This window comes from Marinomonas fungiae (assembly GCF_001418205.1).
Classification (GTDB): Bacteria; Pseudomonadota; Gammaproteobacteria; order Pseudomonadales; family Marinomonadaceae; genus Marinomonas; species Marinomonas fungiae.
In genome coordinates this window covers 378,930-405,027 of the sequence record NZ_LIQF01000002.1, presented here as the reverse complement: position 1 = coordinate 405,027, position 26,098 = coordinate 378,930, and the positions used below count along the sequence as shown (strand labels likewise).

Genomic DNA, 26,098 nt, shown 5'->3' with positions numbered 1-26,098 from the left:
GTCTATCGCGAAGCATAGGATTTCAGCATACTCGGGACATCCAAGATAATGGCAATACGGCCATCACCTGTAATGGTTGCACCCGCCATACCAGGCGTACCTTGCAACATTTTTCCAAGAGGCTTAATCACTACTTCTTCTTGGCCAACCAACTGATCCACCACGAAGCCAACTTCATTCATTCCGACTTGAACGACAACAACATGCGCCTCAGCCGGTTTTTCCTCGTAAGCAGCTCCCTTAATCAACCAGTCTTTTAAATGGAAGATTGGTAAAGTCTTACCACGGATCACCACTACTTGTTGACCATCTACAATATTTGTCTTTTTAAGATTTAAGTGGAAAATCTCATTGACACTCACCAATGGGAACGCGAATGCCTGATTACTCAGCATAACCATTAAGGTCGGCATGATTGCAAGGGTCAAGGGCACTTTAATACTGAAGCGCGAGCCTTGCCCTAATACTGATTTGATATCGAGCGTACCATTCAGTTGTGAGATTTTCGTCTTAACAACGTCCATCCCCACACCACGCCCAGATACATCGGTAATCTCAGCTTTTGTCGAGAAACCTGGAGCAAAGATAAGATTAAAGGCTTCATCGTCTGATAGTCGTTCAGCGCTATCGGTGTCCATCAAGCCTTTTTCGACGGCTTTTCTTCGCAATAAGTCCGCATCCATACCCGCGCCATCATCATCGATGGATAGCAAAATATGGTCGCCTTCTTGTTCAGCAGAGAGAATAACCGTACCCACTCGCGGCTTACCTTTCGCTTCACGAACATCCGGAGCTTCGACACCATGGTCAACAGAGTTACGAACTAAGTGGACCAAAGGATCGGCAAGGGCTTCAACTAAGTTTTTATCTAGATCTGTTTCTTCACCGCGAAGTTCTAGGTTGACTTCTTTTTTCAGGTTACGCGCCAAGTCACGAACGACTCGCGGGAAACGGCCAAATACTTTCTTAATTGGCTGCATACGCGTCTTCATTACCGCGTTTTGTAGATCGCCTGTTACCACATCTAGATTGGCAACAGCTTTGCCCATAGATTCATCGTCACTTTGCAAACCTAGACGAACCAATCGGTTACGTACCAATACCAATTCGCCCACCATGTTCATGATGTCATCTAGACGTTTAGTATCAACACGTACAGTGGTTTCTTGGACCACTGGCGCATGCTGAGATTTTTCTTTCTCGGCGTCAGAACTTTCTACTTTTGGTTTTGGAGCTGGTGCTACAGGTTTCTTCGGCGCTGCTTTAGCTTTTGGTTTAGTTGCTTTCTTTTCAGGCTCAGCTTTTGCTGCAGCAGGCTCAGGTTTAGGATCTGAATTAGTAGCAGGTTCGTCTTTAGCTAAGTTTGGACCTTGGCCTTTGCCATGCAAGCTATCTAATAGCTGTTCAAACTCATCTTCAGTGATGAGATCAGATTCAGAAGACGCAGGCGTATCACCTTTCGAGGCTTCTTCTTTAGGAACCTCAACACTTGCCTCATCACTGTCAGAAACACCTGGAGCTCCACCACCATGAAGCTGATCTAACAGTGCTTCAAATTCATCTTCGGTGATGTCATCAGAATCTGCAGAACCTGTCGCCGATGGCGTTTCTGCAGGTGCATCCATACCTGGTGCACTATTACCATGGAGTTGGTCTAGCAGCGCATCAAACTCATCTTCTGTAATGTCGTCAGACGCTGACTCACTGTTACTCGCTGAAACATCACTTGCTGCAACATCGTCGGAGGAGCCTAAGGCACTAAGGAGAGATTCAAATTCGTCATCAGAAATATCATCATGCTGAGAAGCATTCGTAGGCTCCTCAGTCGTCTCATCCATAGCACTGTCATCTTCTGAAGCGTCTTCTACAGACTCATCTTCCTCTTCGTCCTCAACATCGTCGTCCTCTAACTCATCCTCTGATTGAGGCTTAGCAAAGTAACTCAACGATTCGATAATTTGAGGGTCTGCTGGTTCAGGCTCGCCGCCTGCGCGGACGGTTTCAAACATCTCATTAACAGCATCAAGTGCCTGTAACACAACATCCATCAACTCAGAGTCAACTTTACGCTGATGGTTACGCAGGATGTCAAAGACGTTTTCCGCATAGTGACAGCAGTCAACTAATGCAGTTAGCTGGAGAAAACCAGCACCACCTTTAACTGTATGGAAACCACGGAAGATCGCATTGAGTAATGCGGTATCCTCTGGATTTTGCTCCAAATCCACCAATTGCTCTGAGAGCTGTTCCAGGATTTCTCCAGCTTCTACTAAAAAATCCTGTAGAATTTCTTCATCGACCTCGAAACTCATCCGCAGCAGCTCCTTTTAAAAACCAAGACTCGAAAGTAAATCGTCAACTTCGTCCTGGTTATTTAGTACTTCAGGGTTATCATTCTTATTAATCGCTGGCCCATGGCCTCGATCGTCATCACGTTCCTTGTTCTCCGACTCATGCTCGATACCAGAGATACTATCAACCCGACCGGCAACAGAAACAAGATGCACTAAACGCTCTTCTACATCACGTATTAGTTCATTAACTCGTGTAATGACTTGTCCCGTTAGATCTTGATAGCCTTGCTCCAACAAGATGGTATTCAAGTTATTATGCAAGGTAGTGGCGCTTTCATCTGTGTATTTCAAAAACGCATCAATCCGCTTATACAAATCGCGAAACTCTTGAGGAGTTAAGTCACGCTGAATCAGACGATTCCAGTCTTTATGTAACTCTCGAGCTTGACTCTGTAATTCACTGGCCACTGGCACACTACTATCGACCATATCCATGGTTTTATTAGCAGCTGAACTAGTCATTTCGATGACATAGTTCAAGCGATCCGAAGCATCCGTAATGCGAGAACCGGCTTCTACATCAGACACGCCGCTTTTCACCATCATGTCTACCGAGTCAATTTGAAAATCTCGAATGGCATCATGCAAACTACGAGTTAAACAACCCACCTCGTTATAGAAACTTTTGTGGCGAGCGTCGCTTAATTCTTGGATAACTTTGATTGCTCCACTGAAATCACCGACCTCAATTTTATTTAGCAAATCAACTGCGCCATCTTTTACGACTGACTCGAATTCCCCAAGTTTTGACTCGTTTTCACTAGACATTTACAGCCCCTATTTTGCGGAATCGATACGTTCGAAAATCTTTTCGATTTTTTCCTTCAAGGCCACTGCAGTAAAAGGCTTAACAACATAACCGTTCACCCCCGCTTGCGCTGCGGCAATGATCTGATCACGTTTCGCTTCAGCAGTTACCATTAAAACAGGAATAGTTTTCAGTTTTTCATCGGCTCGAACAGCTCGAAGAAGTTCGATACCTGTCATACCAGGCATGTTCCAGTCCGTCACAAGAAAATCAATTGTGCCAGTTTGCAGAATAGGCAGCGCAGTCGTTCCATCATCTGCTTCGACTGTATTGGTAAATCCCAAATCCCTCAGTAGATTTTTGATGATACGTCTCATCGTTGAGAAATCATCAACAATCAGGATTTTCATATTTTTATCCAATGCAACCTCCACAACCCTTAGGTAAAGTCATTTCTAACATATTCATTAATCTTGCCAGCCACTAAGCCTTGAGCGCAGTCGCATCGCAGCTTGACTATGTATTTGACTGACGCGTGATTCACTGACACCGAGCACGGCACCAATTTCTTTTAAATTCAATTCATCGTTATAGTAAAGCGATAACACTAATTTTTCACGCTCTGGCAAACGTTCAATCTCCTGTGCAAGTTGGGATTGAAAACCTGCTTCAGCAACTAACTGGTCAGGTTGACTGGTTTCACCTTCAACCTTTATATCCAGTTCGTGGCTACCTGTCTCACTATCCAACATTTCTTCGTAGCTAAACAACTGAGTAGACATAGATGAATGCAGGATTTCATGATATTCGTCAATACTTATTCCCATGTGAGCCGCTACTTCCATATCCGTCGCTTCTCGACCACTCACGGATTCGACTTCTCGAATAGCACTACTCACCGCTCGGCTGTTTCGACGAACTGAGCGAGGTGCCCAATCACTCTTTCGGACCTCATCCATCATAGCTCCGCGAATACGAATACCGGCGTAGGTTTCAAATGAGGCGCCTTTGGTTGATTCAAAGCGTTTGTAAGCCTCTATCAAACCCATCATCCCTGCTTGGATCAGATCATCAATATCGACACTGCTTGGCAATCGAGCCAACAAATGATAGGCGATTTTTTTAACCAGAAAATCATACTTCAGCACAATCGCATCTATCGATAACGTCGCCTTCTTTGTATACATGCTACATCCATCTTTGCGTTGTCATACGCTAAAACTCTAAATCTGGTACCTGAGGTACATCTGTTATCAATGTACTACACAGTCTTTAGAATTTCTCTGCCAAATAACGTAATTTTACGAAACTAACTACCATACTTAAGCGCCCCATATAATTGACCGAATTGTTCAGCAGTATAAACTGCCCGACTAATGAGGTTATGCGCCCTAGCAGGCTCTATGTCATCGGGAATTCTCTGACCATCCGCCACATACATCACAGGCAGACCTTCTTCTATTACCACACTAATGGCTTCGCCTAGAGAAGCCGATTCATCTAGCTTACTCAGAACACAACCATCAAGCTGAATTTGAGAATATACATCTACTACTGTTTTTAAAACTTGCCGCTGGCTGGTGCAAGGCAAAACGAGCAGTTTTTTGAGATATCCTCGAGCCCGCTTCATCATCGCTAGCTGGCGCTCAAGGTTGCGATCACGTGGATTCATCCCTGCAGTATCCACCAATATTAATGAATAGTTTGAATATTTATCCAACACTTCATTTAAATCAGTGTATTCATTAACCACTTCCACCGGTACATTCAGGATTCGCCCAAAGGTTCTTAGCTGCTCATGTGCTGCAATACGGTATGTATCGGTAGTAATCAGGACCACACTTTGTGAGCCATATTTCAGCACATACTGGGCGGCAATTTTACCTATCGTCGTGGTCTTACCGACACCCGTGGGCCCCATAAAGGCAATGCAACCACTGAAGGCTTCGGTAGAAGAGCGAATAGGAATACTATCAGCTAAATGTGACAGAGCTTTTTTCCAATCTTCCTCTCGCCCGGTTAAAGAAAGATCGGAAACAATTTTATCGATGACACGGTCAGATAAGCCTAATGTTTTTAGCTGTTCATGCAGTCGCTGATCATATGTCTGGCGTTTTACCGCACTAGCTTGAGCAGCGGCTTGCTGCTTATCTTCTTGGCTCTGTTCAAGCATTCGACGCACTTGCTCGAGCTCTTTCTCCATTGCTCGAAGCTTCTCTTCATCTGGCGAAGGGCGTTCTTGAGTATGAGGTCGAATAGATAGATCTTCTTGAATAGCAGGCTCTGGTTCAGCATATAGGTTAGGCTGAGCCACGGGGGCCTCTTCAAACACCTCATACGCTTCACCTTTTGGCTTAGGAGAAGCAGCGCTTCCGCTTAAGCTGCGAGCTTGTGCAATTCGTTCTTGATATGAGGGGCTTGGTTGCCCAGCTCGGCTGCTCGTGGATGCAGCAGGAGCACTTTTTCGCGCTGCACTCTGATGGCTTGCTGTAGGAGCCATAGAGCCATCGTAATCTATAGCAATTAGGATCTCGACTTCACCAGTAGGGAGCCGCTTATTGGACATAATGACAGCATCAGGCCCCACAGCGTCACGTATTTTACGTATCGCCTTTTGCATATCGGGAGCTCGAAACCGCCTATACTGCATTGAATACCAGTCCTTTAAGTCTATTTATGCATACAAATCCATAGCTTACCCGAAAGGTTTTGATAAATATAGCTCGAAAATCAATGCTTTTCCTTATTTCACTGGCCAATGACAGCAACAACCGTGACGCGTTTATTATCAGGCACCTCTTGATATGAAAGCACTGACATGCCAACCCCTCCATAGCGCATAAAACGCGCCAACATTGGGCGAATAGGTGCGGATACTATGAGGATAGGAGCATTTCCCATGGCTTCTTGCTGTTCCGCATGCTCTCGGAAAGATCTTTGTAGCTGCTCGGCCATTTGTGGCTCAAGAATAAGCGCCTCTTCATTTTTAATACCAGACTGCTGACTCTGCTGTACGGTTTGCATTAACATTTTCTCAAGCTGAGGATCTAAAGTCATAACTGGCACTTCCTCAACCCCTTCAGCCAACGATTGCATAATCATACGAGCTAATGATGTACGTACCGCCGCGGTTAAAATCATTGGATCTTGAGACTTGGGTTGGACTCCCATAATCGCCTCGGCAATGGTTCGCATATCCCGTAGCGGCACACTTTCTTGCAATAGGTTTTGCAGCACTTTGAGTAGCACACTCAGCGGCACAGTATTAGGCACCAACTCTTCTGCCAGCTTAGGATTGTGCTGCTTTAATAAGCCCAGCAACTGTTGCACTTCATCGTGACCAATCAATTCATAAGCATGCTTTTGCATTACTTGGTTAATATGCGTCGCTACAACAGTACTCACATCCACTACTGTATAGCCATAGGTTTGCGCTTGATCGCGCTTTTTCACATCAATCCAAACCGCATCAAGCCCAAAAGAAGGATCTTTGCCAGGAATACCATCAATCGTGCCGAACACCTGCCCGGGATCAATGGCTAACTCTTTATCTGGGTGCACTTCGGCTTCAGCAAGACTAACCCCCATCAGAGTAATGCGATAAGCGTTAGGCATTAAATCTAGGTTATCCCGAATATGCACACTCGGCACAAGAAAACCAAGCTCCTGAGATAACTTTCGACGCACACCTTTAATACGTGCGAGCAACTCCCCGCCTTGGCTTTTGTCGACCAAAGGAATCAAGCGGTAGCCTACTTCTAAACCAAGCATATCCACTGGAGCAACATCTTCCCAGCTAAGATCTTTACTCTCAGCAGGCGGCTGCGCTGCCCCGGATGAGTCACCTTGGGCAGCCCCTTTAGCGGCCGACCTAACGGTTGCTTTCTGTTTCTTACGATGTTCAAGAAAGTACGCCAAACCAGCGATAGCAGCAGCCAATGATAGGAATGAAAAATGCGGCATTCCCGGCACAATCCCCATAATCGTAAGGATCGCAGCGGCAACATATAAAGCCTTGCTCGATGCAAACATCTGGCCGTAGATTTGCTGCCCCATATCACCCGATTCATTCACTCGGGTTACCATAATGGCAGCTGCGGTGGACAGCATTAGCGAGGGGATTTGCGCAACCAAACCATCACCGATCGTTAGCAGAGAATAGACTTGAACCGCCTCTACAAACGACAAGCCATGCTGCATGGTGCCTATAGCCAGACCACCAATGATGTTAATCCCCAAAATCATTAAGCCGGCAACAGCGTCACCCTTTACAAATTTTGAGGCACCGTCCATAGCCCCATAAAACTCAGCCTCAGCAGCCACCTCATCACGACGCTGTTTCGCCTGATTTGAATCAATCATGCCAGCGTTTAAATCCGCATCGATAGCCATTTGCTTACCTGGCATGGCGTCCAAGGTGAAACGTGCACTTACTTCCGAAATACGTCCTGCACCTTTGGTCACTACGGCAAAGTTGATGATCATCAAGATAGCAAAAACAACGAAACCAACAACATAGTCGCCACCAATTACCACTTCACCGAAGGCTTGAATCACCTTACCGGCAGCATCCCCACCCTCATGACCGTTAAGCAATACAACTCGGGTAGACGCCACGTTCAGCGCCAAACGCATCAAAGTAGAAACTAAGAGAATGGTTGGAAAAACCGCAAAATCGAGAGGCCTTAGGGAGTACACTGCCACCAACAAAACGACAATGGCCAAGGCAATATTAAAGGTAAACAGTACATCTAACAGGAACGCAGGTAGCGGCAGAATCATCATGGCCAGCAGTGCCAATAGAATAAAAGGCACCCCTAAATTGCCACTTAGGATCCCCCTCATCTGTCCACTTATGCGCTGACGATCAAACTCCACTTATACCTCGATACATAAAAATCAAATATCCCCATTCCATTGAAACTCTTCTGGCACATCAAGATTGGGCATACGCTCAGGTGGTTTTTCACCGCTTCGTGCTAACCTGAGCTGATATACATAGGCCAGTAACTGCGCGATGACTTTGAAAAGGCCTTCAGGGATTTCATCACCGATTTCGGTATGTTTATACACTGCACGGGTCAATGCGGGGGATTGTATCACAGGGATATCGTAGAAATTGCCAATCTCCCGGATCTTCAAAGCAATAAAGTCGTTCCCTTTCGCAAGAAGGACTGGAGCTTTACCACTTGTCTGATCGTACTTTAACGCAACCGAATAGTGCGTCGGGTTCGTAATAATCACATCGGCTTTAGGGACATCGGACATCATACGTCGCATAGCAGCCTGGCGCTGCAACTGGCGAATTCGACCTTTCACCTGAGGATCACCCTCAGATTGTTTGTATTCGTCCTTTACTTCCTGTTTGGTCATCTTCAACTTATCTTTATGCTGCCAAGCCTGAAATGGCACATCAATGGCGGCAATAATAATCAATGAAGATGACACTAGAATAAACGCCCAAATCAGTATTTCTAGAGTATGACTTAAAGCGGTACCGATAGTTTCAAAGGCCAATCCGGTCAAGGTAGGCAAATAATGCATTAATACAAATGCCGCCACCGTACCAACCAGCAGAATTTTTAGTGTCGACTTTAGTAGTTCAACCAGAGATTGAACTGAAAACATACGCTTCAAGCCGGTAATCGGGTTCATCTTGGAAAGCTTGGGCGCTACCGCCTGCAAGGTGAAGTTAAAGCCCCCTAAAGCAATGCTACCCAGAATACCTGCCACAGCGACAATCAGCATAAAGATGGTTAATGAGTCAATGGCAGCCATAATGGAAACATATAAATGACGAATCATCATCGCTACATCAAATAGGTCTTCCCGAGCAAGGGAGAAATTGAATGTATATAAGCGCATCAAATCATCAACGATGAGCATTCCGACCATATACATCGACAGCGCTGAAACCACTAAAAGCGCCGCACTGCTCAGGTCCCTCGACCGAGCCACATTCCCCTTTTCACGGGCGTCTTGAAGCTTCTTGGAACTGGCGTCTTCGGTTTTTTCTGTGCCGTCTTCGTTCTCAGCCATTAGCGCTGATCCCCCATGTATCTTGCAGCCAAGTCGTCATTTCTTGAAAGAATAACCGATAGATATCCAAAAAGTCTTGCAACATGATCCAGATGAATACCAAAGAGAACAACATTATGACAGGAAATCCCATGGCAAAAATATTCAACTGAGGAGAAGCCTTAGCCACAATACCAAATGAGATATTCATAATTAGAGTAGCCACAGCAAGTGGCAAAACAACCAACAACCCCTTTTCAAACAGCCAGCTACCTAACATCACCACATTCCAATAACGCTGGCTATCAAAACCACTGCCTACTGGCCAATATTGAAAGCTTTCAACCAGATATTCGATCATGATCAAATGCCCATTGGTACCTAAAAAAGCCAAACCAGCCATGGTCATATAATACTGGCCAACCGTTGCCACCGTTATACCGTTCGCAGGGTCATTGGACATAGCAAAGCCTAAACCTGCTTTCATCGCTGCCAACTGGCCCGCTAAAGCAAAAATCTGGAAAAGCACACTGACAACAAAGCCAAGCACAATCCCCACAACAAGCTGTTCAGCGATCAACAAAATAAAACCCGGGGAGATCGGGTCGTAGGCGGGAATGCTGATTACTGGCGTGACAATAATAGAAATGATAAAAGCAAAGATCAGTCGAACACGAACGCTCACTAGCTGACTGCCAAACAAGGGCAACGCCATAAGGAATGCGCCAATTCGAAAAAATGGCAACAAGAAACTCACCACCAACGACATTAACTGATCTGGATTGAGCTCCAACATCAGCCGATCAACATAGGGATGTCAATAAATAGCTGATTGAAAAAGTCCGTTAGACTCATCAGCAACCATGGTCCCAAATGCATGATGGCAAAAATGGTTACCACGAATCGTGGTAAGAACGTCAAAGTTTGCTCGTTAATCTGCGTCGCGGCTTGGAAGACACTCACCATCAAACCAACCACCAAACTCGGCACCATAACCGCAGAAACCATCACTACAATGAGGTAAAAACCCTGCCCATAAAGATCAAGAATCACCTGTGGATCCATCGTTACACCCCGAAGCTCGCGGCTAATGTACCCATAATCATAGACCAGCCATCCACCATCACGAAGAGCATAATTTTAAATGGTAAAGAAATAATGACTGGTGATAGCATCATCATACCCATCGCCATTAAGACGCTGGCAACGACCATGTCAACGATTAGAAAAGGGATAAACAACATAAAGCCAATCTGAAATGCTGTTTTCAATTCACTGGTAACAAACGCCGGCATCAAAATTGTAAAAGGCAATTCATCCAAGGAGTTAATCTCTCCTTCTTTACCTGCAAGCTTTACGTATAAAGCCACATCATCTTCACGGGTTTGCGCCAACATAAACTCTCGAACAGGACCTGAAGCCGCCTCTACCGCCTGCAACGAAGTCATTTCGTTATTGAGATAAGGCTGAAGAGCCAGTTCATTTATTTTATCTAGGGTAGGCGTCATGATAAACAAGGTCAAAAACAATGCCATTCCTAGCATGATCTGGTTCGAGGGCGATTGCTGTAAGCCTATTGCCTGACGAAGAATCGACAAGACGATAATTATTCGAGTGAATGACGTCATCATAATCAAGGCCGCTGGCAAAAGCGTCAGCGCCGTCATAATGAACAAAATCTGTAAGGTTACCGTGTACTCTTGGCTGCCATCAGGGTTCGTTGTTACCGTAATGGCCTGCAAGCCAGGCTCAGCCCAAGCAAACACTGGCACTATTAAAAGTAGTGCAAAGAGCATTCGACAAAAGTTGGAAAGATTATTTTTCATTGGCTAACTGTTCATTCATCAATTCGGCAAACTGATTTCCATTAGCCTCAAACTCATTCAAACAGGTAATGCTGTGAGCTGTTGCTCCCAGTAAAAGCCGCTTCCCCTGCACTTCAACTAAGATCAACTTCTCTTTTGTTCCAATGGATTGTGATGCAATGATCTGAATCTCAGATTTAGAGAGTTTATGCTGCAAGCCTTGTAAACGCTTTAACCCCCAAATTACTAAAGGAATCAAAACAATCAAAAATGCCAAGGCCAAAAATACTCGCCAAATAGACGAAGCATCAGCCATTTTTATACCGCCAGAATAAGGCTCTGAAAACGCCATCACAGGCAGTAAAGTCAAAACAAAAAAAACCGCTAATCGAACCATCAAAGGATTACTTCAGTCGCTTAATGCGTTCACTTGGGCTGACCACATCGGTCAAACGAATGCCGTACTTATCGTTCACAACCACAACTTCACCATGCGCAATTAATGTTCCATTAACCAAGACATCCAAAGGCTCACCAGCAAAACGATCTAATTCAACCACCGAACCTTGGGTCAGTTGTAGTAAGTTTCGAATGGCAATTTCTGTGTTGCCCAACTCCATTGACAGCGTCACCGGGATATCCATGATCAGCTCCATATCGGAGCCTAAACCAGCAACACTTGGCGCCGAGCCTAACTGGTCAAGTTGAACAGGTTTCACATCTTGTTCAGACATGGCCGCAGCCCATTCATCATCCAGATCACCACCATCACCACCAGAATCGCCTGCCTCAGACATGGCCGCAGCCCATTCGTCCGCCAAGTCTTGGTCCATTCCTTCTGCATCTGGATTTGTTTCTTCTGCCATACCTAAAACCTAATTTTTTGAATTCTTACAACTTTCAATCATTTCGACGGCATAGTGTCCATTACTGACACCTAGCTTACCCCTAAACGAGGGCACATTATTGGCTCTAACTGTTACCAATTCAGGCATTTCAATCGGGATAACGTCACCAGCTTTAAATTTCATCACATCGCCAAGTCTGACTTTTTTATTCACGACATTGACCTGCAACTTAACATCTAACTCGCGAACATCTTGTTCTAGAGATTTCCCCCAACGTTCATCTTTCTCATCTACGTCACTTTGAACACCGGCATCAAGCAGCTCTCGAACTGGCTCAATCATCGAATAAGGTAACGTAATGTGTAGCTCACCACCACCGCCATCTAGTTCTATATGAAAAGTAGATACCACTACCACTTCACTCGGGCTCACAATATTGGCCATAGCAGGGTTTACTTCGGAGCTGATGTACTCAAGGTCAACTTTTAGTACCGGCGCCCAAGCCTCTGTTAAATCAACAAACACTTGCTCCAGCATCAACTGAACGATACGAATTTCTGTTGGTGTAAATTCACGGCCTTCGATTTTTGCATGGCGTCCATCACCACCAAAAAAGTTATCCACCAATTTAAAGACCAATTTGGCATCGAGAATGAACAGAGCGGTGCTTCGTAACGGCCTGAATTTAACCAGATTCAAACTGGTTGGTACGTATAAGGTATGTACGTACTCACCAAATTTCATAATCTGCAGACCACCGGATGACACATCAGCCGTACGGCGCAGTAAATTGAATAGGCTAATACGAGTGTAACGCGCGAAACGTTCGTTAATCATTTCGAGCGTGGGCATTCGCCCACGCACAATACGCTCTTGGCTGGTAATATCATAAGACGATATACCACCTGAATCGGCATTATCATCCTTATCAGGCTTTTCATCTGCGCCATGTAATAACGCATCAATTTCATCTTGAGATAATAAATCTTGCGCAGCCATCTAACCGCCCCTATTGCATCACAAAGTTTGTGAACAATACGTCTTCAATACCACCCATACCGGTTTCTTGAGTCAGGATATTATTAATCGTTTCAACGGCTGAGCTTTTAAGTTTCTGCTTGCCTTCAATGGTTTGCAACTCATCGAAAGATTGACTAGAGAACAGCAATACTAAGCTATTACGAATCAATGGCATATGCAGCTTAACCGCGTCAATCTGGCCTTGATCACGTGATTTCAACGTCATATTAAGCTGTAAATAACGCTGTTTTCCAGATACCAAAAAGTCGACTACGAAGGGCTGATCTAAGTCTAAATAAATCGCAGGGCCGTCGGTTTGAACCATCTCTGTTGCTGCTGCGCTTTCCCCTTCTGCAGCCGCCTCTGAATCGTCACCACTAAACAGAAAAAAATAGGCCGCAGCACCGCCTCCACCAAGAACTAACAACGCCACCACAATAATGATGATCAGCTTCTTTTTGCCGCCTTTTTTACCTTCTTCAGCGCCAACATCTAATTCATCTGCCATATACAACCCTTGTTCATGCAAATTAGCGAGTTACATTCTATGAATGTGCAAGACCACTATTCTACAAAGATTATTATGAATCACCACGGTTTTCTATGCGTAATAGTCAATCCCTTGCTCTGCCGGTGAGACATAGCTAACGTTTTCATCATCGCCATCAAGCAGACCGTCTCCGGCTCCCAAGCCTGCCCCACGACCGTCTTGACCAGCATTCTCATCCGACTGGCTAGAACCAAACGCTTGCCCGTTACCTTGAGACACTTCAACATCTACAGAGTCTAACTCAACCCCCTGCTGCTGCAACATCTCTCTTAGTCGTTGCATCTGCCCCTCTAAGGCCTCTTTCGCTTGAGCCGAGCTGGCAACAAAGCTTACGTGGGCATTTGCATCATGATCAACGCTGATCTTCACGGTTAAACTACCAAGTTCGGGAGGGTCTAGATGAATATGCGCCGTTTTAAACCCCTCTTTTGCAATCCAAGACACTTTAGTAGCCATCTCAGAAGGGAAAGCCGCAGCATCTGGCAGCGATTGCATAGTTAATTGTGCCGCTGCACCGTCAGGGCGCGCACTACCAAGATTATTGGTTACTGCACTCAATACAGATTGAGGTTGAGCTAGGTTTTGAGATTGCGCCGCAGCAGGCTGCAATTGGCTACCTAGATTAGCCATAAGTTGGTCTAACGTTTTCTTACCACCAAGCATCTCACTAACGTCTTTAGGCAACTCGATTTTTCCACTATCTAAAACAAGCTCTCCGTCAGTTAATGCCCCCAGAAACTCAGTTTCATTGAATTCGCTGTTCGCCGGCGCGGCTTGATTCAAAGTATTATTGCCGGCTTGTTCCGTTTTTTTCGACATTTGCTCCATTACCCAGCGCAAATTATCACTGGCTTTGGTGTCAACATCATTCAGCTCACCGCTGGTTGAGTTTTGCGCTACACTCTCAGCTGGTCGAATATTTTGCACCGCCAGAGAATCAACTTCTGATTGAATGCTGACATCACTTTGCTCGGATTTCACGGCAGCTGTATCAATAGTTGTGTTCAGAGCATCAACATCGCCAGCCAACGCCGTATCCGAAGCAGCACTCGCTCCAGTTGTGGCGTTCAAAGTCGAGTCACTTTTAGCATCGACACTGACCGTGATATTTCCCAACGTTTCATCAGCAACCGATACGTCTGTTTCAGATTCAACATTTGTAGCAAGTTCAACATTTTCTGTAACTGTCGAACTGTCTAAGTTGATTTCGCCCCCTATGGCTGCCGCTTCATTTGATAAAGGTTCTTCGCTAGCTTCTGTCTCAGTGTTCACATCCGATGTAGCGGCAGTAGAATTGTCTGACATTACCTCGGATGCTTCTATAGAAGCATCGATATCTGACGACACGACTTCCACAGAAACATCAACTTGTTCCATGACGACATCCTCAGAGCCCTCTGATTCGTCGACCATAGACTGGTCCGAAACTGTATTCACAGTCGTCTGATCCACTGCAAAGTTTTGCCCATCTACTTGCAGTGAGTTGCCGCTTTCTTGCCCATCAATATTCTCTTTATTGCTCTCTTTAGCAGTGGCTACACTCGTCTCACTTTTCTCAGTAAGAGTGCCATCACCGCCGGTTTCTAACTCATTTTCAGAGGTCTCTTCAGCCTTAGACTTTTGAACCACTTCATCACTAGACACAGCCTTAGAGCTCTGTTCACGCCCATTTACTTGCGACAGTGCCTTCTCTTGATCACTCTGAGCCTGATTAGGTGTTTGATTAGAAGAATTATTTATAGACTCGCGCTCAGCTGGAATCTTATCCTGCGCTGCTTGATTGGCAACCTCAAACGCTGAACTAAAGCTTTGCTGACCACCGGTTGATGCAGGCACCGCAGGAGCTTTTGCGACTTTTGGGGCTGAGGGTAAAACGGATAAAGTTGGGCTATTAATCATGGGCGACCTCCACTGTTCACATCATAGCTGCAAATAGGAGGCCAAGTTTACCAGCGATACTCTATCGATATTCGAGACCCATTGTCGGTGATTTCCAGCTTATGGCAAAGCTGATTAATCAAGCTGAGACCTCGATTGAAAGGCATCTCATGATCCAAATTATCAAAATTTAAATGACTGATGTCGAAGCCATCACCACTGTCCGACATCACTATTGCTAAACAACCTTCGTGACTGTCTGCACTTACTTTTACCTCAATAGAAACGCAACCTTCATTCAATTGCTTTAGCTTTGTCTCACGAGAAGCATAATATTCAGCAAACCCTTCCGCTGTTTCTTTCAAACTTGAATCTAGTTTCAAAATGCCATGCTCTAAAGCATTGGAATACATTTCAGACAAAATCATAAAGATTTCACCAGAACGCTTACTGAGCTCAGGCACAGTGGTCAGTATTTGTAATAGGTAAGGCAGAGGGTCTGTATTCCTAAGTGATTTGGCATTTAATTCATAACAGAATGCGAAGCTAGCAGGCTCACTAACCCCTCTTGTAACATCAGCCGGTTTTGACTGAGGAGCATTATTCAAGGCTTGGGTCAAATCTATACCAAGAACCGAAATATCATCATGTGGATTTTCTAAAATGCCTTCTTCTTGTAGCATGTTTTCAAGCCAAACAAAGGGACTACCGGATACTTCACCAGCGTAAAGAGGATTTAAAGCGCTGTTGTAATGTATCTTATTATCCTCTGAACGCGCTTCATACACTCCATCAGTAAAAGCGATCAAATAATCGCCAAACTCATAAGACAACATGTCAATATTGGCTTCAAACTCATATTCATTAAGTATCCCTAACGGTAAGGAGTCGGACGCAATCAATCTCGGCTGGGGCTCTCCCGCAGAAAAATATAGCAAATCAGGTAAACCCGCATTCCATACCGATGCGGTTCGGTTATGTAGATTAATATCGATAAAAGCTGCTGCGCAAAACATATTAGGAGGCAGAATGTTATGCAGGCGTTTATTAATCTCAGGCAATATTTGACGCATGAGAAAGCCTTTCTCAGTCCAATCAAAGAAAATATCTGCTAGAGGTAATGCACCGATGGCAGCGGACAAACCATGACCAGTAAAGTCGCCCAATAAAATATGCATACCACCATTAGGCTTATAGGCCGCCAAAATTACATCTCCATTAAAAATATGACTGCCCTGATGCAAAGTATTCAATGCCGGATCAGAGAGACAGTTGGAGTGGGTAATGCGCTCATACACCATTTTGGCAACTTCCTGATCATGCACCATTTGCTGATTCAGAAAAGACAGCTCGTCACGCTGTTCAGAGAGGGTGTTTTGCAATACAAGTAGACGTGCGATCGCATTAAGCTTGGCGGAGACCAATGTTGGGTTGTAAGGTTTGGAGATGAAATCCGTCGCCCCAACATCCAGACACTTTTTTAAAATATCAGGATCTGAAACACCCGACAAAAACACAATCGGGATGAGTTTTTCTTTAGCAATCTGCAAAATCTCAAGCGCAGCTTCCCAGCCATCCTTTCGGGGCATTTTGACATCCAAACAGACAAGCTGAATACTATTTGGATCAAACTTTTCAACCGCATCTTGACCATCCACAGCGGTTTCTACCACATGCCCTAGTTGGGTCAGCATGCTCTCCAAAAGCATTCGATCTGATGGATTATCATCAGCCACTAGAATTTTGAGATTTTGTTCCTTCATAAACACTCTCTATCTTTATCAGCTTAATACAAAAAGACGCTCAAAATGAGCCATTTTCAAAGCACTGATAACAAATTCCGAAGCGCCTTTGATCACCACGTTACTGGTGTCACCACCAGCATGATCACGAAGTAACAGCAACATACCTAACGCTGAACTATCGATATAACTAACACTGCTAAGATCTATAATATAATCGGTACCTTTAGGGTAACGCGCAAAAAATTCTCGAAATTCTTGTTGGCAGGAATAATCAAAACGTCCTTTCAACACCATAGTCGCCGTAGCTGACTTTTCATCAAACTGCCCAATAATCATACATCTTGCCTCACAATGATTAGATGAAACATGACTTATGCAGTTATTGGTGAGAGACTTTATGCTCTTGTTGCGCTACCTCAGAAAGATGATCTAACTGAATTTGCACATCGTTCAAACGCCTCATCAACTCTGACTCCGAGCTTTTCACATGCTCGATTCGTAATTCGCCAGGAATCGGTTTGGACTCAAGGATATCGTTTAACACGGTATCAATATCATGCGTTAAATCGATAACACTGTGTTCAATGACACTGGCGCTTGTTGGTTCCGTATGAACAATTGTCAGAAGATTCAATATTGCTTCTTTGGTGTCTAGCAACCCTTCGTTTACTGTCGCTACCCAAGTCGCCTGCGAAGCCTGCCACTCCACCATCTGCTGAAGATAAGCCTCATAGAGCTCAAAGCGATATTCAACCTGTTCTCTCACCCGCAAGAAATCTTGCCTGCTAATATCAATTTCTGAGACGATCAAATGGCGCTGCTCAGAGCACTCATCCGACTTCATTTCATTACTATTGAGTTTAGCAATCAGCCAGTCAGACAACTGTTGCAGTTTAGTAATCTTGGGATATTCTTTGTCAGCATTGTTTATCAATTCATTGCTTTGCTGAAGAAATCTGAACACTTGTTGACGAGTACGCTCCAACTTTTCAGAAAAGCTGTAATACGGTGACGACTCGTCCAAAATCCGAATTGGCGCATCCCATACATCGCTAGACATGAGACTTAATGTTGCTTCTAGCACCCGCAGCTCAGCATGGGATTCGATCGGTGCAAGCTCTATCAAATAACCTGAAACCGGTTCATGCTCAATCTTAGATAAGCGGACTTCATAAAGACGATTAGCAATACGAATAGGACCCATTGGAACGTCGAGAAACACACTCTCTGCCACCACCTCTCCTTCTAAAGAGGTTAAGTGGGCATCGACACCGAGAGCCTCGGACAAAGCACTCGGCTCCAATATCCACAACTCAGACAGCCCTTCGCTGACATTAAGAATTTCATAAGAGTGATTCACCACTAGTTTCAACGACAATGATGTGGATAATGCAGAACGGTACAACTGAGCAAAGCTCCGATGGTACGCCAAATCCCCAGAGATTGAGGTCAAAACGCTATTCAAATATCGAGCAAAATCCCCAAATTCATCATTACGATGTAGCGGCGGAGACAAATGAGAGCCTGATTGCAGGCGATCTACTTGCGAATGAAAAAAACTAAGCGCCACCTGTCGGTCCAATAGCACGCGACGCCACCCCCAAATCAAATAGACCAGTAGAGCCGTCCAACCCAGTATCAGCCCCACAACCATGGGATGCTGAAGGACATTCATTTGCCCTAATCGAGAACTGTATTCGGTTGCAATCTGCTGTATCTGAGATAAACGGCTTTCGGCTAAGCGAACCTGTTCAGCAACCGTGAATTGGGAAATGGTCACTGGTGCGCTGGGCAAATCTACCACATTAGGCATTTGTTCACGTAAACGCTGCACCAATAAACGCTCTTGCTGCAGCAGACTTGCAATGTCGCCTTGCTCTCGATCAGGCGATATTGTCTGCCAGCCTTGAGTGATTACTAGGCTAGAATAAGCAATATCATGCAATTCACTGGCCGATTTTAGGGTCGCCTCAATGCGCTCATTAGCCACATAGTAGGTTCCTGACAAAAGGCCAAAAAACAGTAACGTGAACAGCAATCCATACTGAACGATCCAGTCGGAAAAACGAGTTCGACGCTGATCAAAAGCAGCATGAGCTGAATTAGTCGCATCCATCTTATTTTAAAATCTCTAACAACTGTTTATGAAACAAGTAGGTATGTCGCTGATCGAGTAAAAACCAACCTTTATCACGCAAGCTTATGTTGATCCGATCATCTTGCCAACTTAGCATAATTACATCGCCATCTACCAACTTATGCAGTGTCTCTTTTTCTAAACTGTAGCGCCCTCTAAATGCAAAATAAGCACCTCGAACCATGACAATCATCACCATATCATCGGGGTGGCAATGGCGCATCTCAGGCTCAATTAAGGGCATCACTTGGCCATTGAAGTAGATAAAACCAGACATCACCCTTTCTATAGAGCGGTACGGTTGTAGCCCAATAATCATATCGGCAAATAGCTCTACACCATGATGCTCTGTGAATTGGAAATATACAGGAGTATGATTTTTCGGCCGAGCTAGAGCCGAGTAGGACACAGACCACTGACGCTCAGCAGCTTGTAATAATTCGTTTGGCAATACAGGTTCCAATTGAAAGCTATTCCGTATTCGCCAGACATTTCGAGTACTTCGAGGTAAACACCCACTTCGCAATAACACACCATAATCTCGGGTAACTCGGTCTGCTCCAAGGCATAAGCCTCCTTGTTGAGTCGCCACTCGAACAAGCTGCTGGCCTACCAGAGCGTCTTGCTGTTCAAACAATCCACCCTTTGTATAAGTCCAGACCTGTCCCGTCGTCTGCTCATCTTGACGAAGCAACTGCGCACGGTATGCCGGAATGGCGAAGCTATGAGTACCGCATTCTAATAGGTAAACGGGGATAACCGATTCGGATAATGTCAACACTTGGCACGCTTGCCCAAGCTGATCTAACAAATATACGCGACCGCCGTATAAATCAAATTGCGTCGCTTCAGAGACCTGCTCCGCAGCAGGAATCACCCAAACATTAGCGGCATTCGGCAACTCGTAAAGCTGGTTTAACGCAACAGAAAATTGCTCACGCACTTGCTCTTGCAACGATTTATAGAAGCCCATAAAAGAAGGTGAGCGGCGCCAAACTTCACGCTCTGACGCCATGGTATGAAGCCAATCCACCCAATAGTTCTCACTTTCAGGCGCCAGACTTAAGGCATGATCCTCTTCACAAGGGGCTAATTGCCATTGCCAATTAGGTAAACGTTCGGTCACCCCCATTAAAGACAGTCCAGTCTCTAACACAACTCGTATTACGACCGTATTACTTTGAGAACTTGCACCAGGCAGTGAATTCTCAGCGTGACGAATTACCCAATAGCCAACGTCAGACAGGGTTGAGAAATCCTCAAACCCATGGGGAACTCGCCCTGAAAACTCTCCCATAAAACGGTTTACTTCGACACGCATGATCGTCGATAAGGAGTTGAGCAACCGTTGCTGAAGGGTCTGCAATACAGAGCAATCTAGGACATCTTCAAAATCTTGTTGCGCGATCCAAACGGAGCGAAAACCACTCACCCAAGCAACCAAATCCGCCAGCTGCGAAGCACTTAAAAAGTTGCCTGCTTCAATGACTTGATCAAGGGAGTCAATCAGATCCTTTAAAAGATGCTGCAAAGAGTCTTGGAAATTGAACTCAGCCTGCAACACATGCAAACCAGACTGAATGGCTAAATGGGATTTAAGAGGATAAACGTGTGACGTAAAAATGGCGGTTTCAAGATCAAATAAAACCGACACGATAGAAGGCGCTGAGGCTATAGAAACCTCAGGCATCAGGAGCGCATCCGCTCAAAAAAAGCACGGTTTGACAGCTCGTCAATTTGCTTTTGCTCTTGCTTGTCTGCGAAAGCCACTTCTTCATTGATATTTTTCTGCTTAAGCCAGTCCATACCTTTGGTTTTTGCTCGTGCATCTTGCCAGCGTTTTAAGGCCATATTGACCTGCTGCTGAGAGCGTTTGACTTGTTGCTCTTGTTGCTTAATCGCTTGCTGTAAGCGTGTCACGAAGTGCTGATAGTTGGTGGTTAAATACGGCGACAAGCCCAATAGATTTCGCTGCTCATCATACTGCGCCGCATACTCTCTCAGCTCCTGCAATTTTTGTTGATCATGCTGCAAACGTGCTTGATCCTTTGCGAGTGCTTTTGCTACCTCATCTTCCTTGCGTTGAGAAAGATCAACTAATACCTGCATTCGCTGAAACTTTTTCATAATACCCCCTCACAACTAGCTTGATATTAGCGGCTTAAAGAAAAAGCGTCTACTTGGTAGGTGCCGACGTCATCGCCGTCACTAAGGCTTCCAAGCTCTTATCAATGTTAAAACTCTGCCCCAATGATTGACGCAGGAATTCATTGATCGCAGGCATCAAAACAATGGCCTGATCCAATTCTGGGTCAGAGCCTCGAGTGTAAGCTCCCACGGCTATTAAATCTCGGTTCTGTTGATAACGCGAGTACAACTGCTTAACACGCATTGCGCCTTGAAGATGTGCTTCAGACACGATATGTGGCATCGCACGAGAAATAGAGGCTTCAATGTCAATTGCAGGATAATGGCCTTCCTCAGCCAGCCGCCTCGACAATACAATATGGCCGTCAAGAATGGCTCGGGACGCATCAGCAATGGGGTCCTGCTGATCATCTCCCTCTGTTAGTACCGTATAAAATGCAGTAACTGAGCCTCCCCCCTCTTTACCATTCCCCGCGCGCTCAACCAACCAAGGGAGCTTGGAAAATACCGATGGTGGATAACCTTTGGTGGCAGGCGGCTCCCCCACAGATAAGGCAATTTCCCGTTGCGCTTGAGCATAACGGGTCAAAGAATCCATTAGCAACAACACATTTTTGCCCTGATCGCGGTAATACTCGGCAATCCGAGAGGTCAATACCGCAGCTCGTAAGCGCATTAACGCCGAATCATCCGCCGGTGACGCCACCACAACCGAGCGCTTAAGGCCCTCTTCGCCTAGAATTTGCTCAATAAATTCTTTCACCTCACGGCCACGCTCACCAATCAAACCAACAATGGTAATGTCGGCTTCAGTAAAACGAGTCATCATTCCGAGCAGCATACTCTTACCTACACCACTGCCGGCAAATAAACCAAGACGCTGGCCTTTACCAACTGTTAGCAAGGCATTAATGGCCTTAATGCCTACATCCAAGGTTTCACTGATGGGCTTACGCTGCAGCGGGTTGATAATCTCACCCTGTAAACTAATGCTTTCCTCTGCCTGTATTGGACCTTTACCATCCAAAGGGCGACCTAAACCGTTCACCACCCGCCCTAGTAATCCGGGGCCAACAGGCATCTGACTGTCTTCACGCAATGGACGAACACGGGCTCCAGGGGAAATGCCATCAATCGCTTCAGTAGGCATCAAATATGTTAAGTCGCCGGTAAAACCAACGACTTCTGATTCTACCCAACGATTTCTACCTATTTGTACAGCACAACGATCACCTAAGGCCGCAGCACAGCCTACCGCTTCCATGGTTAAGCCCACCATACGCGTCACTTTGCCCTCAATATCAATTGAGTGTTCAGGCAGGTTCTGTTCAGCTAAACGACTTAGACGATCTAAAAGTGTAGGCATTAAAACGGCTTATTGAGGCTTATCCAGCGACTTTAAAACTTCATTTAAACGAGATTCCACCGTGCCGTCTACATAAAAGTCATGGGAATCAAGGATGAATCCCCCTTCCATAAGACTAGCATCAGGCTTGATTTTGATGGTCAGGCGTTGCTCCGCGGCAAGCGCCTCAATGGCTTGAATCGATTCTGGGTGAACCAACAGTACAGCACGGCCTTCGTTTTCACCCAATGTATTAAGGATCTTCTCTAATTCTGCATGAATTAATTCACTCGAATCTTCACTGAGCTCACGCCGTATGACGTGTTCAACAATACGTTTAGTCGCCGTCTGCAACAGCTGTTCGAGCCGATCACGAGAGCTCTCTAATGGCTGCTCAAACTCTTTCAAAACGCCGTTTAGCAGAGTCTCTAGCTCTCCTACTTGTGCCTGTGCCAGCTCAATACCTTGCGTATGAGCTTCCGCTTTGCCTGCTTCATGACCTTGTTCAAGGCCCTGCTGTAGACCTTCCTCTTGCCCCTTGGCAAAGCCTTCTTCATACCCCGCAGCTTGACCCTCTTGTTGCCCTTGAGCAAACCCTTCTTCGTAAGCAGCCAGACGAATTTCTTCAAGCTGTTGTGCCGTTAGCGGTTCGTAGACGACAGAGTCTTCATCTATTTCTTCGGTAATTTCTACTGCTTCATCGTCTTTGATGACCAACGCTTGAGACAGCGGCCTTGGGTTACTATTTTGCCCCTCTAGATTAGGCAGCTCCCAACGCTCATAGGCAGTCAGTTTCTTTTCGTTGTCAGACATTTACTAAACCATCTGCTCGCCGCTACCGCCTAAAACGATTTCACCGTTATCAGCCAGACGACGGGCGATTGCAAGAATTTCTTTTTGTGCGACCTCTACCTCACTAACACGAACAGGCCCCTTCGCTTCCAAGTCATCTTTCAACATATCCGCCGCACGAGAGGACATATTTTTGAAAACCTTTTCCTGCATATCTGGATCAGCACCCTTCAAGGCAAGGATCAAGGTTTCTGATTCCACTTCACGAAGAATCGCCTGAATGCCACGATCATCGACTTCCAATAGGTTATCAAACACAAACATCAAGTCCTGAATGCTGCTGGCGAGATCTTCGTCCACATCACGAATCGATTCCATTAGCTCAGCTTCCACCGAACTGTCGATAAAGTTCATAATATTGGCCGCCGTACGAACGCCACCAATCGAAGTCGACTTCGTTGAGTTATTACCAGAGAACTGGCGTTCAAGGATGTTGTTCAGTTCTTGCAGCGCCGCAGGTTGAACCGTTTCTAAGGCAGCTACACGTAAGACGATATCAAGACGAACACGTTCGTCAAAGTTCGACAAGATATCAGCTGCTTGATCGGGATCGAGATAAGAGATAACAATGGCTTGGATCTGCGGGTGCTCGTAACGAATCACATCCGCCACGGCTCTTGGCTCCATCCATTTTAGCGTATCCAAACCAGTGGTATTGCCACCTAATAGAATTCGGTCGATTAAACTGCCGGCCTTTTCTTCACCCAATGCTTCTTTCAGCATGTTTCGAATATAGCCATCCGCCCCTAAACCCAAGCCTGTTTGATCGCCTACCAGAATTAAGAATTCATCTAAAACTTTTTCCACTTGATGCCGCTGCACGTTGCTCAGTTGCGCCATCGCTTGACCGATTCGCTGAACTTCTTTCGGCCCCATGTGTTTTAGAATCTGAGCCGCATCCGACTCCCCCAGCGACATCAATAAAACCGCCGCTTTTTGGATGGAGCTCATATCTCCAGCTGCTTCACTCATACTAGCCTTCCAACACCCATTGCTTCACCACTTGCGCAACACGCTCTGGCTCTTCCGCAATCAGTCCACGAATCACATTCAACTGACGCTCAATCTTCTCAGGCGATCCAGGCACCGAAACATCCTCAGCACTGACAAGGGAGACTTGATCATCGGAAATCTCGTCGGTCTCATCGGCAAAAATAGCCGCTTCGGTATCTTCCGCCACCGCAATCTTGTTTTGCTCACCCAAGGTTTTCAGAATTGGGCGCACTACCATTAACAACAATAGCAGAATAAACATGCCGACTAAGACTGGCTGCAACAAATCTAGGAACCAGCTTTGTTTGTAGAAAGGCACCACGTCTGGCTCTTCAGGTGGTTCAGGCATGGCAAATGGCGAGTTAATCACACTGACACTGTCGCCACGAGAAGGGTCATAGCCCACCGCATCTCGTACTAGGAGTGTCAAACGACTCAGCTCTTCATCACTCCAAGGTGTCCTGACAATACTTGAGGACTCAGGATCCAATGAAACAATATCATCAACGACCACCGCCACAGAAAGACGACGCACCGTCCCCTGCTGACGCTTGGTGTAGCTAATACTGCGATCTAACTCAAAGTTTCGCGTGGTTTCCTCTCGTGACTGCCCGTTAGCGCCACTATTACCACCAATAGGAGCACCATTTTCATCCGCTGCTTCAGGTATGGTCACAGCGCCTGGTGGCTGATTTGTTAAAGAGCCGGGGACACCACTATTGCTACCATTAGCCGAACGACGTTCACGCAGTGTTTGTTCACTACGCAGTGCCAACAAATCAGGATTGTATTGTTCATCCGTTTGCTCGACTGCCGTAAAATCAATATCCGCGGATACTTCCGCTTTAAAACGACCACCACCAACGACTGGCGATAGGATATTATTCACTCGTTGCAGCATCACGTCTTCAACACGACGAGTGTATTCAAACTGCTTACCAGCTATGGAAAGTTCAGAGTTGTTATCTTTTTCAGTCAGTAAAGTACCGCGCTGATCCACGACAGTGACATCTTTATCACTGAGCTGGGAAATACTGGAGGCGACTAAGTTAACGATGGCGTCGACTTGACTACGATCCAAGCGTCGTCCTGGATAAAGCTCAAGAAACACCGATGCACTAGGCTTGCGCGTATCCCTTACAAACACAGACTCTTTAGGTATCGCAAGATGTACACGCGCAGATTTAACACTTTGGAGGCTGGTTATGGTTCGGCTCAGCTCCCCTTCTAAACCACGACGGTAACGGGTTGTTTCAACAAACTGAGAAGTACCAAGGGACTGGTCTTGATCCATGATCTCAAGGCCAACAATATTGTCTGAGACTATACCTGAGCCAGCTAATTTAAGCCGTGCTTGATGATAAAATTCTGACTCAACCAACAATGCGCCAGTGCTCTCATCAAGTTTAAAGGGGATGTTATTGACGTTGAGAATTTCAACAATTTGATCGGCGTTATAGTCCGTGATACTACTTAGCACAGGCTTATAATCTGGCCCAGAGCTCCATAAAACGGCGGCTAACGCAATAGCGATAGACGCAGCAAGACCGACCATCAACGCAAGCTGGCGAATTACCGTCAGTTTGTTGAAGCCCGTCAATAACTCCAGATAGAGTTTTTGCTCTGATCGTTCTGCTGGGACATTATCCATTCAGTA

24 protein-coding genes are annotated in these 26,098 nt (G+C 45.6%); all 24 read right to left on the bottom strand.

What is annotated here, in order from left to right:
• Positions 1-2: 2 nt before the first annotated feature.
• The 24 genes from ASC49_RS04345 to fliF all read right to left on the bottom strand — a co-directional run bounded on the left by ASC49_RS04345 (position 3) and on the right by fliF (position 26,092).
• On the bottom strand, positions 3-2,312 hold the full coding sequence (locus ASC49_RS04345) for a chemotaxis protein CheA (RefSeq protein WP_055461993.1): 2,310 nt from the start codon (positions 2,310-2,312) through the stop codon (positions 3-5).
• Positions 2,313-2,327: 15 nt separating this feature from the next.
• Positions 2,328-3,122 (bottom strand): protein phosphatase CheZ, encoded by a 795-nt coding sequence (locus ASC49_RS04340; protein ID WP_055461992.1) that lies wholly within the window; start codon positions 3,120-3,122, stop codon positions 2,328-2,330.
• Positions 3,123-3,131: 9 nt separating this feature from the next.
• Entirely contained in the window at positions 3,132-3,512 is a 381-nt protein-coding gene (locus ASC49_RS04335) for a chemotaxis response regulator CheY (protein WP_425324508.1), read from the bottom strand.
• Positions 3,513-3,569: 57 nt separating this feature from the next.
• A complete protein-coding gene (locus ASC49_RS04330) occupies positions 3,570-4,289 on the bottom strand; it encodes an RNA polymerase sigma factor FliA (protein WP_055461990.1) in 720 nt (239 codons plus the stop codon).
• Positions 4,290-4,411: 122 nt separating this feature from the next.
• Positions 4,412-5,752 carry a flagellar biosynthesis protein FlhF gene (gene flhF / locus ASC49_RS04325; protein ID WP_055461989.1) on the bottom strand — a complete coding sequence of 447 codons (1,341 nt, stop codon included), beginning with the start codon at positions 5,750-5,752 and terminating at the stop codon, positions 4,412-4,414.
• Positions 5,753-5,850: 98 nt separating this feature from the next.
• The gene (gene flhA, locus ASC49_RS04320; RefSeq protein ID WP_211262010.1) at positions 5,851-7,947 is read right to left on the bottom strand and encodes a flagellar biosynthesis protein FlhA; all 2,097 of its coding nucleotides are present in this window, start codon (positions 7,945-7,947) and stop codon (positions 5,851-5,853) included.
• 54 nt (positions 7,948-8,001) lie between these two features.
• Positions 8,002-9,141: a flagellar biosynthesis protein FlhB gene (gene flhB / locus ASC49_RS04315; RefSeq protein WP_055461987.1), complete on the bottom strand. Its 1,140-nt coding sequence runs from the start codon at positions 9,139-9,141 to the stop codon at positions 8,002-8,004.
• On the bottom strand, positions 9,134-9,916 hold the full coding sequence (gene fliR, locus ASC49_RS04310; RefSeq protein ID WP_055461986.1) for a flagellar biosynthetic protein FliR: 783 nt from the start codon (positions 9,914-9,916) through the stop codon (positions 9,134-9,136). The genes flhB and fliR overlap by 8 nt, the downstream gene beginning before the upstream one ends.
• Positions 9,916-10,185 carry a flagellar biosynthesis protein FliQ gene (fliQ, locus tag ASC49_RS04305; RefSeq protein WP_055461985.1) on the bottom strand — a complete coding sequence of 90 codons (270 nt, stop codon included), beginning with the start codon at positions 10,183-10,185 and terminating at the stop codon, positions 9,916-9,918. The genes fliR and fliQ overlap by 1 nt, the downstream gene beginning before the upstream one ends.
• A 2-nt stretch (positions 10,186-10,187) precedes the next feature.
• Entirely contained in the window at positions 10,188-10,946 is a 759-nt protein-coding gene (fliP, locus tag ASC49_RS04300; RefSeq protein WP_055461984.1) for a flagellar type III secretion system pore protein FliP, read from the bottom strand.
• A complete protein-coding gene (gene fliO / locus ASC49_RS04295; protein ID WP_141656797.1) occupies positions 10,936-11,277 on the bottom strand; it encodes a flagellar biosynthetic protein FliO in 342 nt (113 codons plus the stop codon). The genes fliP and fliO overlap by 11 nt, the downstream gene beginning before the upstream one ends.
• Positions 11,278-11,329: 52 nt before the next feature.
• Positions 11,330-11,791, bottom strand: coding sequence for a flagellar motor switch protein FliN (fliN, locus tag ASC49_RS04290; RefSeq protein WP_055461982.1), 462 nt, complete (start codon positions 11,789-11,791; stop codon positions 11,330-11,332).
• Between the two features lie 9 nt (positions 11,792-11,800).
• The gene (fliM, locus tag ASC49_RS04285) at positions 11,801-12,772 is read right to left on the bottom strand and encodes a flagellar motor switch protein FliM (RefSeq protein WP_055461981.1); all 972 of its coding nucleotides are present in this window, start codon (positions 12,770-12,772) and stop codon (positions 11,801-11,803) included.
• Positions 12,773-12,782: 10 nt separating this feature from the next.
• Positions 12,783-13,301 carry a flagellar basal body-associated FliL family protein gene (locus tag ASC49_RS04280; RefSeq protein WP_055461980.1) on the bottom strand — a complete coding sequence of 173 codons (519 nt, stop codon included), beginning with the start codon at positions 13,299-13,301 and terminating at the stop codon, positions 12,783-12,785.
• Positions 13,302-13,394: 93 nt separating this feature from the next.
• Positions 13,395-15,242, bottom strand: coding sequence for a flagellar hook-length control protein FliK (locus tag ASC49_RS04275; protein ID WP_055461979.1), 1,848 nt, complete (start codon positions 15,240-15,242; stop codon positions 13,395-13,397).
• Between the two features lie 47 nt (positions 15,243-15,289).
• Positions 15,290-16,984 carry a SpoIIE family protein phosphatase gene (locus ASC49_RS04270; RefSeq protein ID WP_055461978.1) on the bottom strand — a complete coding sequence of 565 codons (1,695 nt, stop codon included), beginning with the start codon at positions 16,982-16,984 and terminating at the stop codon, positions 15,290-15,292.
• Between the two features lie 18 nt (positions 16,985-17,002).
• Complete coding sequence (locus tag ASC49_RS04265) at positions 17,003-17,302, bottom strand: STAS domain-containing protein (RefSeq protein WP_055461977.1); 300 nt, start codon at positions 17,300-17,302, stop codon at positions 17,003-17,005.
• Positions 17,303-17,345: 43 nt separating this feature from the next.
• Positions 17,346-19,082, bottom strand: a complete 1,737-nt coding sequence (locus tag ASC49_RS04260; protein WP_055461976.1) for a hypothetical protein — start codon at positions 19,080-19,082, stop codon at positions 17,346-17,348.
• Position 19,083: 1 nt separating this feature from the next.
• Entirely contained in the window at positions 19,084-20,793 is a 1,710-nt protein-coding gene (locus tag ASC49_RS04255) for a hypothetical protein (RefSeq protein WP_055461975.1), read from the bottom strand.
• Positions 20,793-21,230, bottom strand: a complete 438-nt coding sequence (gene fliJ, locus ASC49_RS04250) for a flagellar export protein FliJ (RefSeq protein ID WP_055461974.1) — start codon at positions 21,228-21,230, stop codon at positions 20,793-20,795. The genes ASC49_RS04255 and fliJ overlap by 1 nt, the downstream gene beginning before the upstream one ends.
• 49 nt (positions 21,231-21,279) lie before the next feature.
• Complete coding sequence (fliI, locus tag ASC49_RS04245) at positions 21,280-22,617, bottom strand: flagellar protein export ATPase FliI (protein WP_055461973.1); 1,338 nt, start codon at positions 22,615-22,617, stop codon at positions 21,280-21,282.
• A 9-nt stretch (positions 22,618-22,626) separates the two neighbouring features.
• The gene (locus tag ASC49_RS04240) at positions 22,627-23,409 is read right to left on the bottom strand and encodes a FliH/SctL family protein (RefSeq protein WP_055461972.1); all 783 of its coding nucleotides are present in this window, start codon (positions 23,407-23,409) and stop codon (positions 22,627-22,629) included.
• Between the two features lie 3 nt (positions 23,410-23,412).
• The gene (fliG, locus tag ASC49_RS04235; RefSeq protein ID WP_055461971.1) at positions 23,413-24,420 is read right to left on the bottom strand and encodes a flagellar motor switch protein FliG; all 1,008 of its coding nucleotides are present in this window, start codon (positions 24,418-24,420) and stop codon (positions 23,413-23,415) included.
• A 1-nt stretch (position 24,421) separates the two neighbouring features.
• Complete coding sequence (gene fliF / locus ASC49_RS04230; RefSeq protein ID WP_055461970.1) at positions 24,422-26,092, bottom strand: flagellar basal-body MS-ring/collar protein FliF; 1,671 nt, start codon at positions 26,090-26,092, stop codon at positions 24,422-24,424.
• Positions 26,093-26,098 lie beyond the last annotated feature (6 nt).